Below are 13,408 nucleotides of genomic sequence, written 5' to 3' on the forward strand. Positions count from 1 at the left end.
CCCGGTCCAACTTTGTGGAAGGCGCTGCCGCCGCTTTCGTTCAGGCCCCTGATACGGCAATGCGGCAGGTCGGGGCAAGTGGCCCGGCCGGAATAGCCTTTCCCAACAACGTGATTGCGAAGGTTTACATGCTCGGCATCGGACAACTGGCGAAAAAGGTCTTTGGCAGCCCCAACGACCGCAAGGTCAAGGGCACGCGTGGGCTGATCGCCCGCATCAACGAGCTGGAGGACCAGTTCCGCGCCCTGAACGACGGGGGCCTGATCGACAAGACCCGCGAATTCCAGAGCCGCGTCGCCGGGGGCGAAAGCCTGGACGACATCCTGCCCGAGGCCTTCGCCAACTGCCGCGAAGGGGCGCGCCGCGCCCTGGGCCTGCGCGCCTTCGACGTGCAGCTGATGGGCGGCCTGTTCCTGCACCAGGGCAACATCGCCGAAATGAAGACGGGCGAGGGCAAGACCCTGGTGGCGACCTTTCCCGCCTATCTGAACGCGCTGACCGGCAAGGGCGTCCACATCGTCACCGTCAACGACTATCTGGCGAAACGCGACGCCGACTGGATGGGCAAGGTGTTCCGCCAGTTGGGCCTGACCACGGGCGTCGTCTATCCCTTCCAGGCGGAACCGGAAAAGCGCGCGGCCTATGCCGCCGACGTGACCTATGCCACCAACAACGAACTGGGCTTCGACTATCTGCGCGACAACATGAAGGGCAGCGTCGAGGAAATGGTCCAGCGCGGCCACAACTTTGCCATCGTGGACGAGGTGGACAGCATCCTGATCGACGAGGCGCGCACGCCCCTGATTATTTCCGGCCCGTCCCAGGACCGAAGCGAACTGTACGTCACGTTGAACCAATACGTTCCGCTGCTGACGGACGACCACTACAAGCTGGACGAAAAGGCCCGCAACGCCACCTTCACCGAAGAAGGCAACGAATTCCTGGAACGCCGCCTGCAAGCCGACGGCATCCTGCCCGAAGGCCAGACGCTGTACGACCCGGAATCGACCACCATCGTTCATCACGCGAACCAGGCGCTGCGGGCCTGGAAGCTGTTCAACAAGGACCAGCACTACATGGTCCGCGATGGCGAGGTGATGCTGATCGACGAATTCACCGGCCGGATGATGAAGGGCCGCCGCCTGTCGGACGGCCTGCATCAGGCGATCGAGGCCAAGGAAGGCGTGACCATCCAGCCGGAAAACGTCACGCTGGCCTCTGTCACCTTCCAGAACTATTTCCGCCTTTACGCGAAACTTGCCGGCATGACCGGCACGGCCGCGACCGAGGCCGACGAATTCGCCGAAATCTACAAGCTGGGCGTGGTCGAGGTTCCGACCAACCGCGCCATTTCCCGCCAGGACGAACACGATCGCGTCTATCGGACGGCGGCCGAAAAATACGCCGCCGTCATCGAGGCGATCAAGGAGGCCCATGCCAAGGGCCAGCCCACCCTGGTCGGCACCACCAGCATCGAAAAGTCGGAAATGCTGTCCGCGATGCTGCAAAAGCAGGACATTCCCCACAACGTCCTGAACGCCCGCCAGCACGAGGCCGAGGCGCAGATCGTGGCCGATGCGGGCAAGCCCGGCGCCGTGACCATCGCCACCAACATGGCCGGACGCGGCACGGACATCCAGTTGGGCGGCAATGTCGAGATGAAGGTGCTGGAAGCCCTGAAGGCCGACCCCGAGGCCAATCCCGACCAGCTTCGCGCCCGGATCGAATCCGAACACGCCGCCGACAAGGAAAAGGTCCTGGCCGCCGGAGGGCTGTTCGTGCTGGGCACCGAACGCCACGAAAGCCGCCGGATCGACAACCAGTTGCGCGGGCGTTCGGGCCGCCAGGGCGATCCGGGCCGGTCGCTGTTCTTCCTGTCGCTGGACGACGACCTGATGCGGATCTTCGGATCGGAACGGCTGGACAAGGTTCTGTCCACCCTGGGTATGAAAGAGGGCGAAGCGATCATCCACCCTTGGGTGAACAAGTCGCTGGAACGCGCCCAGGCCAAGGTCGAGGGCCGCAACTTCGACATCCGCAAGCAGTTGCTGAAATTCGACGACGTGATGAACGACCAGCGCAAGGCGATCTTCAGCCAGCGCCGCGAGATCATGGACAGCACCGAGGTCGACGAGATCGCCGCCGACATGCGCCATCAGGTGATCGACGATCTGGTGGACGAGTTCATGCCGCCCAAGTCCTATCCCGAACAATGGGATGCGGACGGTCTGAAGACCGCGATCCGCGAACGGCTGAACATGAACCTGCCGGTCGCCGACTGGACGGCCGAGGAAGGCGTGGATCAGGACGCGCTCCGCGAGCGGATCGAAAAGGCGACCGACACCTATCAGGCCGACAAGGCGCAGGCCTTCGGGCCGGAAAACATGCGCAACATCGAAAAACAGGTGCTGTTGCAGATGATCGACGGGAAATGGCGCGACCACCTGCTGACGCTGGAACACCTGCGGTCGGTCGTCGGTTTCCGCGGCTATGCGCAGCGCGACCCCCTGTCGGAATACAAGACCGAGGCCTTCCAGCTGTTCGAAACCATGCTGGACGGGCTGCGCTTCGACGTGACGCAGCGCCTTGCGCAGATCCGCCCCCTGACCGAGGCCGAACGCGAGGATATGCTGCGCCAGATGGCCCAGCAGCAAAAGGCCGCCCAGGAACACCTGACCATGGAACACGGGGCGGAACGGCAATCCGACGACGACGCCGACAAACCCGAACCGCTGGTCGTGGGGTTCGATCAAACCGACATGAGCACCTGGGGAAACCCGTCGCGCAACGACCCCTGCCCCTGCGGATCGGGCAAGAAGTTCAAGCATTGCCACGGCGCGATCTGACAAGGTGATCCAAGGGCGGGGGCGAGGTTCGCCCCCCTATCGCAGCCGCACGGGAAGCGCCCATCCGCGCAGCAGTTCTGCCGCAGCCATCGGTCTTTTCCCCGGCCGTTGCGCTTCCAGAACCTCGACCGCGCCCTGGCCGCAGGCGATTGCAAAGTCCCCGAGCACCTGCCCCGGCTGGCCTTGGCCGTCCGCCATCCGGCTGCGCAGCAGCTTGACCCGCTCGCCCGCGATCTCGCACCAGGCGCCGGGAAAGGGCGACAAGCCCCGGATCAGCCGGTCCACCTCGACAGCAGGACGCGACCAATCGACCCGAGCCTCGGCCTTGTCGATCTTGGCGGCATAGGTCACGCCGTCCTCCGCCTGCGCCACCGCCGGCAAGGGCATCCGCGCCAGCACCTCAACGATCAGATCCGCCCCCATCGCCGACAGCCGGTCATGCAGGTCGGCCGTCGTCTCCTCAGGCCCGATCGCGGTCCGCGCCTTGGCCAGGACCGGCCCGGTATCCAGCCCGGCCTCCATCTGCATGATCGCGACGCCGGTCTCGGCATCCCCAGCCATCACTGCGCGATGGATCGGCGCCGCCCCCCGCCAGCGGGGAAGAAGCGAGGCGTGGATGTTCAGACATCCAAGACGCGGCGCATTCAGCACCGGCTCCGGCAGGATCAGCCCATAAGCGACGACCACCGCCACATCGGCCTGCAAGGCCGCAAAATCGGCCTGATCGCCCGGATCGCGCAGCCGCAGCGGCGTCCGCACCGCGATCCCCAATTCATCGGCCGCCGCATGAACCGCCGAGGGGCGTGGCTTCTGCCCCCGCCCGGCCGCGCGCGGCGGTTGCGAATAGACGGCCACGACATCGTGCCGCGCGGCCATGGCCCGCAGCGCAGGCACCGAAAATTCGGGCGTTCCCATGAAGATCGCGCGCATCGGCAGCCCTTTCTTCTTCACTCAAATATCCTCGGGGGGTCCGGGGGGCAGACGGCCCCCCGGCGCCTTCACCGCCGCGCCAGCTTGGCCGATTTCGCGACCAGCATCTTGCGCCGCAAGGGCGACAAGCGATCGACATACATCCGCCCGTCCAGATGGTCGATCTGATGCTGCACGCTGGTGGCCCACAGGCCCACGAAATCGCGGTCCTCGACCTCGCCCGTCTCGTTCAGGAACCGCACCGTCACGGCGCGGGGACGGCTGACCGGGGCAAAGACGCCGGGCAGGTTGGGGCTGGCCTCGTCATGGCTGCGCAACTGCGCACTGGAATGCAGCACCTGGGGATTGGCCATCCGGACCGCCTGCCCGCGCCTGTCGGACGCATCCACCACCGCCAGGCGCAGCAGGATGCCGATCTGCGGCGCGGCCAGGCCCACGCCCGGCATGGCGTCCATCGTGTCCACCATGTCGTCCCAGATCATCCGCACGGTTTCGGTCACGGCATCGACGGGCTGTGCCGGAACATGCAGGCGCCGGTCGGAATACGGCAGAAAGGGCCGGACCGTCATGGCCGCGGATCCACGATCAGGCGGCCGTCCAGGTGATCGATCTCGTGCTGGACGATGCGGGCCTCGGCTTCGATCAGCATCCGCATCTGCCGCACGCCATGCAGGTCGTACCACAGCACCTAGACATGCCGGGCGCGGCTTACGGAAACAGGCTGGCCTGGGATGGACAGGCAGGTCTCGACCTCCTCGGCCTCGTCGTCGGACCGGGCCACGATTTCGGGATCCAGCATCGCCACGGGCGTCGACATGCCGAATTTCCATCCCGCGTCCATCACAAGGGCGCGAACCGGATTGCCGATCTGCGGCGCGGCCAGGCCCCGTCCGCCGGCCGCATACATCGTCGCCAACAGATCGCGTACCAGTTGGCGCAGATCATGTCCCGGCAGATAGCCCGAGGGATCGCAGCGCACGGACAGCAGCGGATGGGGATGGCTCAGGATCGGCCGGACCGCGCCGCCGCGCAGGTCATCCGCAAGGTCAGGGGGAAGAACATCGGGGATCGCGCCGCGATCAGGCACGGGCCTTTTCCCGCTTCAGCTTGACCATCTTGCGGGTAATCATCTGGCGCTTGATGGCCGACAGGTGATCCAGGAACAGAATGCCGTCCAGATGGTCCAGTTCGTGCTGCGCGCAGGTGGCCCAGAGATCGTCGAATTCCTGTTCGTGGATCCGGCCGTCCAGACCCAGCCAGCGCAGCCGCACCTGTTTCGGGCGCGTCACCTCGGCATAGTGTTCGGGCACCGACAAACAGCCTTCCTCATAGGTGTTCAGGGCTTCGGACGTCCAGACCACCTCGGGGTTGACCAGCACCGTCGGACGCCGCTCGGCATCGGGATCACGGGTCGCGTCCATCACGAAGACGCGGACCAGAACGCCCACCTGCGGCGCGGCCAGGCCCACGCCCGGCGCGTCGTACATCGTGGCAAGCATGTCGGCCGCCAGGGTTTCGATGTCCGGCGTGATGCGTGCCACCGGGTCGCAGACCTTTTTCAGGCGCGGATCGGGATGGATCAGGATGGAACGCAGGCTGCTCATATCCAGCGATTTAGGGCAAGGCTTCACCATAAGCAACAACCGGCGTATGCAGGGGAAAACAACGACAGGCAGGATCATGACGCACCACTCCCCTTCCCCGCCCGACTTTGACGAGATCATCGACCGCGTGGGCACCCGGTGTTCCAAATGGGACGACATGCAGGCGACCTACGGGGTTGCGCCCGATGACGGCGGGCTGGCGATGTGGGTCGCGGACATGGATTTCCGGCCCCCCATGGCCGTGCAGCGCGCGGTGCAAACGGTGGCCGCCCACGGCCTTTACGGCTATCCCGGCGCGAACCGGCCCTATCTGGACGCGATCCGCTGGTGGATGGAAAACCGCCACGGCTGGTCCATCGAAGCCGGCTGGATCCTGACCTGCGCGGGGCTGGTCAACGGGGTGGCGATGGCGCTTGACGCCTATACCGAGGCAGGCGACGGCGTGATCGTGATGTCCCCGGTCTATCACGCCTTTGCCCGCGTGATCCGGGCGTCGGGGCGCAGCCTGGTGGAACTGCCCCTGGCCCAGGATGACGGGCTGTACCGCCTGGACTGGCCCGCCTGGGAGGCCCGCCTGACGGGGCGCGAAAAACTGCTGATCCTGTGTTCGCCCCACAATCCCGGCGGCCGCGTCTGGACGCCCGGCGAACTGCGGCAGGTGGCCGATTTCTGCATCCGCCACGACCTGATCCTGGTGTCGGACGAGATCCATTGCGATCTGGTCATGCCGGGACACCGACACCGGATGACCGCCTTGGCCTGCCCCGACATCGCGGACCGCCTGGTGACGCTGACCGCCGCCACCAAGACCTTCAACATCGCGGGCGCGCACATCGGCAACGCGATCATCGCCGACGACGCCCTGCGGAACCGCTTTCGCGGGGCGCTGACGGCGCGCGGCATCTCTCCCGGCCTGTTCGGGATGGACATGGCCGCGGCGGCCTATTCTCCCGAAGGCGCGGCCTGGGTCGATGCGCTTGTGGAATACCTGGATGGCAACCGGCGGCTGTTCGACGACGGCATCAACGCCATTCCCGGCCTGCGGTCGATGCCTTTGCAGGCCACCTATCTGTCTTGGGTCGATTTCGCGGGCACCGGAATGACCCCCGCCGAATTCACCGCCCGCGTCGAACGAACCGCCCGCATCGCTGCCAACCACGGCGCCACCTTCGGCACCGGGGGCGAGACGTTCCTGCGCTTCAACATTGCCACGCCCCGCGCCCGCGTGGCCGAGGCGGTCGCGCGGTTGAAGGAGGCGTTCGGGGATCTGCAATAGGCCCGCGTTGCATTCCCGTGCCCAGGCGATCATATAAGGGCGCAACCCCGAACAGCCCGAAGGCGCACCCCGCATGGTCTATCTGGATTTCGAAAAACCGCTTGCCGACATCGAGGGCAAGGCCGAGGAACTTCGCATCCTGGCCCGCAAATCCGACAACACCGTGGATGTGGAAAAAGAGGCGGCGGCGCTTGACCGCAAATCCGCCGATCTGTTGCGCGACCTGTACAAGACGCTGGATCCCTGGCGCAAGACGCAGGTGGCCCGCCACCCCGACCGCCCGCATTGCCGCGATTACATCGACGCGCTGTTTTCCGAATACACCCCGCTTGCGGGCGACCGGGCCTTTGGCGACGACCACGCGGTGATGGGCGGGCTGGCGCGGTTCAACGACGCGCCCTGCGTGGTGATCGGCCACGAAAAGGGCAACGACACCCGCACCCGCATCCACCACAACTTCGGCATGGCCCGGCCCGAAGGCTATCGCAAGGCGATCCGGCTGATGGATCTGGCGCGCCGTTTCCGGTTGCCGGTCATCACCCTGGTCGATACCCCCGGCGCCTATCCCGGCAAGGGCGCCGAGGAACGCGGCCAGTCCGAAGCCATCGCCCGCTGCACCCAGAAATGCCTGGAGATCGGCGTCCCCCTGGTCAGCGTCATCATCGGCGAGGGCGGATCGGGCGGGGCGGTGGCATTCGCCACGGCCGACCGCATCGCCATGCTGGAACATTCGATCTATTCGGTGATTTCGCCCGAAGGCTGCGCCTCGATCCTGTGGAAGGACGCCGACCGGATGCGCGAGGCGGCCGAGGCGCTGCGCCTGACCGCACAGGATCTGAAGAAACTGGGCGTGATCGACCGCATCATCGCCGAACCCGTCGGCGGCGCGCAGCGTGATCCGGCGGCCGCCATCGCGGCGGTGGGCGAGGAAATCGCCGCGATGCTGGCAGACCTGAAGGGCAGGAAGCCCGCCGATCTGATCCAGGACCGCCGCCAGAAATTCCTGGCCATGGGATCGAAAAGCCTGGTCGTCTAGAATCCCTCAGGCCACGGCGGCTGTTTCAGCGTTGAACCCGGCTTCGGCCATCAGCCGGTCGGAATGGGTTTCGACCTCGGCCTCCAGCCGGGGGATGAAGCCTTCGGCCGGAACCTCGGGCGACACCGGCGGCAGGAATTCGACCACGGCGCGGCCGGGACGGATGCCCCATCCCTTGCGCGGCCAGAACAGTCCGGTGTTGACCGCGACCGGCACCACCCGCAGCCCCGTGCCCCCCCGGATGGTGCTGACCCCGTGCTTGTAGGGGCGCCGTTCGCCGGGTTTCGTGCGCGTGCCTTCGGGATAGATGATAAGCTGGCCCAAGCCTTCGCCCGCGAGGCGCCGGTTGATCTCGCCCGTGATGGCGCGCATGGCGTCGCGGCCCTTGGCCCGGTCGATGGGAATGCAGCCGGTCTTCCAGGCGTACCAGCCCATGATCGGCACGCGCATCACCTCGCGCTTCATGATGAAGGCGCGGCGGGGGACGGCATGGGCGATGACCAGGATGTCCAGGAAACACTGGTGTTTGGCGGCGACGATGCAGTCGTCCGTGGGGGGCGTGCCGCGCACCTCGCACCGCACGCCCAGATGCAGCCGCGCGGCCCACAGCATGTACCCGATCCAGCGCGTCGCCACCCGGTTGGCGCCGTCGCGCCCATGGCGCAGCAAAAGGGGCAGGCCCAGCAGCCCGATCGCCACCGTCGCCAAGGCGACGTGCAGGTAATAAAGGACGTTCTGCACATATTGCCACGGCGTCAGCGGGCCGGGCATGGGCGAATCCGCCCTGTCGGTCATCGCACTGCCCCCAGCATCTTCAGCGCGGCCCAGCGGGTCGCCAGAAAGCCCACCGCCGCCGCGACAACGGGAATCAGCAGCGGCAACAGCCAGCCCCAATCCTGGAATCCCAACCCGGTCAGAAAGCCGCCCGCCGCATCCATTCCGGGCAGCATGGCGATGCCCGCCATTCCGCACAGGGTTCCCACCGCCGCGCCAATCGCCGCGCGCTTGGTGAAACGACGCACGAAAGCGGTGGCAATCGTGATGTCGCGCGCCCCGATCAGGCGCAGGACGCGGATCACCTGCCCGTTCGCCGACAAGGCCGCCTTGGCCGCCAGAGTAATCATCGCGGCGGACGCAGCCCCGATCAGCAACAACGAGACAATGCCCAGCACCCGCAGCCGGTTCGCCGCCGAAACCAGCGGACGGCGCCATTCGGTGTGATCGTCCAGCACCGCGCCCGGCGCCTCGGCCTCCAGTCGCAGTCGCAGGCCCTGGGCGTCGAAATCGTCGCCCGCGACCGGCAGGTCGATCAGCGCGGGCACCGGCAGCGCATCGACCGGCATGTCGGGACCGAACCACGGGGCCAGCAGTTCGGCAACCTCCTCCGGCGGCAACAGGCGGGGCTGGCCGGCGCCGGGGGTCGTTGACAGCACCTGCATCGCAGCCCGCGTCCGGGCCGCCTGCTGGTCCGATGGCGCGCTGACCCGCACGGTCACGGACCCGGCAAGTTCGCTGGCCCATCGGTCCGCCAGCCGTCCCGTCGCCAGCGCAAGCGCCAGCGCGAACACCGCCAGGAACGCCATCGCGCCCGCCGAAAACAACGTCAGTTGCGCGGTAAAGCCCGTGGGCGGCACGATCCGGTCGCCCGATCCGCCGTCGCGCATCAACCCCTGCCACAGCGTTCCCAGGCTTAGCGCGCGAAAATCGGTCCGTTTCACAGATCAGCCCCCGCCAGTTGCAATGTCCCGTTCGCGATCCGCAGCACGCGGGCCGCGACCTGCGCCTTGGTGGCGCGGATCAGGTTCAGGTCGTGGGTCGCGACCAGCACGGTCTTGCCCGACTTGTTCAGTTCGACCAGCAACTGCATCAGCCGCATCGACATGTCCCAGTCCAGATTGCCGGTGGGTTCGTCCGCCAGCACCAGATCGGGCGACAGGACCACCGCGCGGGCCAGGGCGGCGCGCTGGCGTTCGCCGCCCGACAGCGACGGCGGCATGGCGCGGGCGTGCTGGGACAGGCCGACCCATCCCAGCAGGTCGCGCAGCGCCGTCATGTCAACGGCCTGTCCGGCGACCGACAAGGGCAGCGCCACGTTTTCGGCCACCGGCAGGTGGTCCAGGAACTGGGTGTCCTGATGCACAACACCGATGCTGCGGCGCAGGTCGGCGATGCCGTCGCGCGACAACTGCCGCACATCGTTGCCAAAGGCCGACATCTGCCCTTGGGTCGGCAGCAGATCGGCATAGCATAAACGCAGCAGCGTCGTCTTGCCCGATCCCGACGGCCCGGTCAGGAAATGGAACATCCCCGGCTGCAAGGTCAGCGTCATGTTCGACAACAGTTCCGGCCCCCCATGATAGCCGAAGCCGACATCCCGCATCTCGATCAAGCGCCAACCCTCCGTGATCCGTCTTCTCCGGCTTGGAAGCCGGCCCCGCGCTTGATAGAACAGCCACAAGGCGAATGCGAGGGGTCGGCATGGCGGAAATACGGTTGATCTGTCCGGGTTGCGCCGCGGAATACCGCATTCCCGACACCGCCATCCCCGCCGAGGGACGAGAGGTCGAGTGCAGCGCCTGCGGCAATGTTTGGTATGCCACCGCGACCCCTGCCCGACCGGATGCGGCCGATCCGTCGGTCGCGGCAGCCCCCACCGACCTGCCCCGGTTGAACCGCCGCCTGCCCGATACCGTTCTGGACATCCTGCGCGACGAGGTTGAACACGAACGGCGCGCCCGCGCCGCCGACGGACCGACCGGCCTGCCGGGCACCGCTTCGTCCGGTCCGCGGCTGGTCGCGGATCCCGAATGGCCCGCCACGACGATCACCCGGCACATCCATTCCGATCCGGTCGAATCGGTGGCGCCAGCGCCGTCAGCGCCCCGCCCGGCCCCGGCCGCCAACATCACAGGGCAGAGTCCATCCGCCGTGACCGCGCGCCCCGAAACTGCCGCGCCCGTCGAACCGGCCCCGGCTGCCGCCCCGCCGCCCATGCCGGCGGCTCCGTCTGCCGATCGGGGCTATGCTGCGGGCTTCGGGCTGGCCGTGCTGCTGGCGGCGGTTCTGATCGGACTGTATGTCCTGTCCCCGTCTCTGACCGATCGGGGAACGTTCGGCGACAGGGTCATGGATCTTCGCGCCCAAGCCGACGACGCGCGGTTCTGGTTGCAGGACCGCGCCGCGATCCTGATCCGCTGATCAGAAACGGTCCAGCAGGCGTCCCAGGTAATCGCGTTCGTCCCGAGGCCGTTCGGCCTGACCGCTTCGGCGGCGGATTTCATCCAGCAGGTCGCGGGCACGACGGGACGGGTCGGCGCCTTCGGCCAGCGGATCGCCCCCGGCGATGACATTGCCGTTGCCATCGCGCTGACGTCCCAGGGGATCCAGCGCCGGACGCTGGTCATAGCTGTCTCCCTCGGCACCGGCGCGATCGCCGCCGCCGGGCTGCTGGCCCTGCTGTCCCTGTTGCTGGCCTTGCTGGCCCTGTTGGGCCTGCTGGTTCAGCATGTCGCCCAGCGCGCGCATCCCTTCGCGCATCGATTCGATGGCATCGGCTTGGCGCTGCAAGGCCCCGCCGGTGTCGCCCTCGCGCAAGGCGCGCTCGGCGTCCTCCATGGCGCGGCCCGCCTCGTCCAGCCGACGGCGGGCTTGATCCCCGCCGGGCGATCCCTGGCCCGGCAAAAGCCCCTGCTGCTGACCCAGGTCGTTGCGCAACTGGCGCTGGCGGTCGGCCATTCCTTCGGAATTCGGCGACGGCTGACCCATCTCGCCCTGGCCGAACTGGTCCTGCATGTCGCCGAATGCCTCGTCCGACAGACGCTGCTGTTCGCGCAGCGTTTCGGCCAGACGGTTCATCGGCTGATTGCCGCTGCTGCCCTCCCGCCCCTCGCCGCCCTGGCCCTGCCGGACCTGGAGGTTTTCCATCATGCGGTTGAACTGTTCCAGCAGTTCCTGGGCCTCGGCCATGCGGCCCTCGTTCATCAGCCGCTGGATTTCGTCCATCATCTGCTGGATCTGGTCGCCTGTGATCTGCTGGCCCTGTTGCTGTTCGGTGAACCGCTCAGCCGGATCCTGCTGCGCCTGCTGCTGGGCCAGCATGTCGGTATAGGCGTCCGTCACGGCCTTCAGTTCGTCCATCAGCCGCTGGATTTCGTCGGGACTGGCCCCGTTGCGGATGGCCTCGGACAGTTTCCGCTGGGCCTCGCGCATCCGCTCAAGGGCGTCCGACAGGCCGCCATCCTCCAACTGGATGGCCGCCTGCCACAGCGCCTCGGCCAGATCGTCGCGGGCCTTGTCGGTCAGGGCCTCGCCCTCCAACAGGGTCACGGCGCCGCGCAGTTGCAGATACAAGGGCTGTTCGACAAAGCCTTCGGGCTGCCAGGTGACGGCGCGCAGGATCTCGGCGCTGCGCCCGGCATTGCCGCGCGACCACAGCAGGTCGCGCCGCATCTCGATCAGCGCGGCCGCCAGGGGGTTGAAGAACCGCCGCCCCGGCAGGACGATGGCCATCGGTTCCGCCTGACCCACCTGGTCGATCCCGTCCACCGCGCGCAGGGACACGCTGACCGGCAGGTTCGCCCAAGGGTGGCGCGACAGATCCTCGGTCAACTGGCCCTTGACCTGCTGCCGGTCGCCGCGCGGCAGGGGCAGGGGCAGTTCCACCGCCGGACGCGGTTCGGGGTCGACGGCAAGGCCGAAACGGCGATCCACGGCGGTCAGGTCCAAGGCAATGACCGCCTGGCCCGAGGCGACGCCGTGATCGTCGCTGGCCTCGAAATCCTGAACCATCCTGCCGTCGGCGCGGCGCACCGGGGCGGCACCGGCGCGGATCGCCGGGGCGTTGTCGGGCAGGACTGTCACATCGAAACGCCGCCCGGCAACCTCGATCGCGCCGGATTGTTCGGCCCGGAAACCGGGCGCCTGCGGATCGTCGGCAAGGCCGGGGCCGATATCCTGCGTGACCGACGCGCCCTGCCCGTACAGGCGGAACGTCACCTCGGTCCCTTTTGGCAGTTCCAGCCCCTGCCCGTCGGCCAAGGCATTCAGATAAATCGTGGGGCGGCGGGTATAGGCGGGCGGCTCGGCCCAGCCCTCCCAGCTTGGCCCGGTCGGCGCGGCATCGCCCGCGACAGGCCGGGACACGGTCGCGGCCAGGGCCTCGATCCCCTGCCCCATCTGGCCCGCGCCGCCAAAGATCAGCGCCATGGCCAAGGCCACCAGCCCCGCCAGCCGCAGGGCCAGCGGATCGCGCCGCGTCAGCCCGGCATCGGGGCGAACGGCCCGCGCCAGGGCCGCGCGCGCCTGCATCTGCGCCAGATGCGCCTGCCACAGGGCACCTTCCCCTCCGATGGCCGCGCGGTCGGACAGCGCCGCCAGCGGGCGCCCCGGCAGGGTCCGGTCCAGACGGTCCACCGCATCCGTCATGCGGGTCCGGCGGAAACGCATCCCGGCCCAGATCGCCGTCCCGACCAACAGCAGGACCACCCCGCCGGCGATCCAGGGCAGCACCGGATCCGGCACCGCCGCCACGACACCCAGGGCCAAGGCGGCAAAGGCCATGGCCAGGACCGTCGCCAGCGGCCAAAAGGCGCGCGCCGCCTGTTCCCACACCATCCCCCAGCGGGTCAGGTGCAGGGCGCGGGCAACCCGCCCCTTCTTCTTCATGAAAATATCCTCGGGGGTCCGGGGGCCGACAGCCCCCGGCTGCGACGTCACA

11 protein-coding genes and 1 pseudogene are annotated in these 13,408 nt (G+C 67.7%); 4 read left to right on the forward strand and 8 right to left on the reverse strand.

What is annotated here, in order from left to right; translation table 11 throughout:
* Window positions 1-128 precede the first annotated feature (128 nt).
* On the forward strand, window positions 129-2,846 hold the full coding sequence (gene secA, locus CHB77_RS06135) for a preprotein translocase subunit SecA (protein WP_089387594.1): 2,718 nt from the start codon (window positions 129-131) through the stop codon (window positions 2,844-2,846).
* Window positions 2,847-2,882: 36 nt separating this feature from the next.
* Here the strand turns inward: secA and fmt are convergent, their stop codons facing one another.
* From fmt to def (CHB77_RS06160), 4 genes and pseudogenes are all read right to left on the reverse strand, one after another.
* Complete coding sequence (gene fmt, locus CHB77_RS06140) at window positions 2,883-3,776, reverse strand: methionyl-tRNA formyltransferase (protein WP_089387310.1); 894 nt, start codon at window positions 3,774-3,776, stop codon at window positions 2,883-2,885.
* Window positions 3,777-3,844: 68 nt separating this feature from the next.
* Complete coding sequence (gene def, locus CHB77_RS06145; protein ID WP_089387311.1) at window positions 3,845-4,345, reverse strand: peptide deformylase; 501 nt, start codon at window positions 4,343-4,345, stop codon at window positions 3,845-3,847.
* Window positions 4,342-4,863, reverse strand: a pseudogene (locus CHB77_RS18605) (peptide deformylase). The gene def (CHB77_RS06145) and the pseudogene CHB77_RS18605 overlap by 4 nt, the downstream one beginning before the upstream one ends.
* Window positions 4,856-5,380, reverse strand: a complete 525-nt coding sequence (gene def / locus CHB77_RS06160) for a peptide deformylase (protein WP_089387314.1) — start codon at window positions 5,378-5,380, stop codon at window positions 4,856-4,858. Before def (CHB77_RS06160) ends, CHB77_RS18605 begins: the two are co-directional and overlap by 8 nt.
* A gap of 76 nt (window positions 5,381-5,456) precedes the next feature.
* Between def (CHB77_RS06160) and CHB77_RS06165 the strand changes: the two genes are divergently transcribed.
* A complete protein-coding gene (locus CHB77_RS06165; RefSeq protein WP_089387595.1) occupies window positions 5,457-6,656 on the forward strand; it encodes a MalY/PatB family protein in 1,200 nt (399 codons plus the stop codon).
* 73 nt (window positions 6,657-6,729) lie between these two features.
* A complete protein-coding gene (locus CHB77_RS06170; protein ID WP_089387315.1) occupies window positions 6,730-7,692 on the forward strand; it encodes an acetyl-CoA carboxylase carboxyltransferase subunit alpha in 963 nt (320 codons plus the stop codon).
* 6 nt (window positions 7,693-7,698) lie between these two features.
* Here the strand turns inward: CHB77_RS06170 and CHB77_RS06175 are convergent, their stop codons facing one another.
* From CHB77_RS06175 to CHB77_RS06185, 3 genes are read right to left on the reverse strand one after another with little or no spacing between them, the layout of a single operon-like run.
* Entirely contained in the window at window positions 7,699-8,487 is a 789-nt protein-coding gene (locus CHB77_RS06175; protein ID WP_242626546.1) for a lysophospholipid acyltransferase family protein, read from the reverse strand.
* Window positions 8,484-9,356, reverse strand: a complete 873-nt coding sequence (locus tag CHB77_RS06180) for a cell division protein FtsX (protein WP_176430319.1) — start codon at window positions 9,354-9,356, stop codon at window positions 8,484-8,486. Before CHB77_RS06180 ends, CHB77_RS06175 begins: the two co-directional genes overlap by 4 nt.
* 50 nt (window positions 9,357-9,406) lie before the next feature.
* Window positions 9,407-10,081: a cell division ATP-binding protein FtsE gene (locus CHB77_RS06185; protein ID WP_089387317.1), complete on the reverse strand. Its 675-nt coding sequence runs from the start codon at window positions 10,079-10,081 to the stop codon at window positions 9,407-9,409.
* A gap of 89 nt (window positions 10,082-10,170) precedes the next feature.
* On the opposite strand from CHB77_RS06185, the gene CHB77_RS06190 reads away from it, so the two are divergent.
* Complete coding sequence (locus CHB77_RS06190; RefSeq protein ID WP_165456209.1) at window positions 10,171-10,890, forward strand: zinc-ribbon domain-containing protein; 720 nt, start codon at window positions 10,171-10,173, stop codon at window positions 10,888-10,890.
* Here CHB77_RS06190 and CHB77_RS06195 read toward each other — a convergent pair whose 3' ends face one another.
* A complete protein-coding gene (locus CHB77_RS06195; RefSeq protein WP_242626547.1) occupies window positions 10,891-13,356 on the reverse strand; it encodes a DUF4175 domain-containing protein in 2,466 nt (821 codons plus the stop codon). It abuts the gene before it with no gap.
* Window positions 13,357-13,408: the final 52 nt, after the last annotated feature.

It is taken from the genome of Paracoccus sediminis, from assembly GCF_900188295.1.
GTDB lineage: Bacteria > Pseudomonadota > Alphaproteobacteria > Rhodobacterales > Rhodobacteraceae > Paracoccus > Paracoccus sediminis.

Excerpts from the sequence above, each read along its gene's own strand:
- def (WP_089387314.1), bottom strand. The coding sequence starts at position 5,380 with ATGAGCAGCCTGCGTTCCATCCTGATCCATCCCGATCCGCGCCTGAAA.
- fmt (WP_089387310.1), bottom strand. The coding sequence starts at position 3,776 with ATGCGCGCGATCTTCATGGGAACGCCCGAATTTTCGGTGCCTGCGCTG.
- CHB77_RS06195 (WP_242626547.1), bottom strand. The coding sequence starts at position 13,356 with ATGAAGAAGAAGGGGCGGGTTGCCCGCGCCCTGCACCTGACCCGCTGG.
- CHB77_RS06175 (WP_242626546.1), bottom strand. The coding sequence starts at position 8,487 with ATGACCGACAGGGCGGATTCGCCCATGCCCGGCCCGCTGACGCCGTGG.
- secA (WP_089387594.1), top strand. The coding sequence starts at position 129 with ATGCTCGGCATCGGACAACTGGCGAAAAAGGTCTTTGGCAGCCCCAAC.
- CHB77_RS06170 (WP_089387315.1), top strand. The coding sequence starts at position 6,730 with ATGGTCTATCTGGATTTCGAAAAACCGCTTGCCGACATCGAGGGCAAG.
- def (WP_089387311.1), bottom strand. The coding sequence starts at position 4,345 with ATGACGGTCCGGCCCTTTCTGCCGTATTCCGACCGGCGCCTGCATGTT.
- CHB77_RS06190 (WP_165456209.1), top strand. The coding sequence starts at position 10,171 with ATGGCGGAAATACGGTTGATCTGTCCGGGTTGCGCCGCGGAATACCGC.
- CHB77_RS06180 (WP_176430319.1), bottom strand. The coding sequence starts at position 9,356 with ATGCGCGACGGCGGATCGGGCGACCGGATCGTGCCGCCCACGGGCTTT.
- CHB77_RS06165 (WP_089387595.1), top strand. The coding sequence starts at position 5,457 with ATGACGCACCACTCCCCTTCCCCGCCCGACTTTGACGAGATCATCGAC.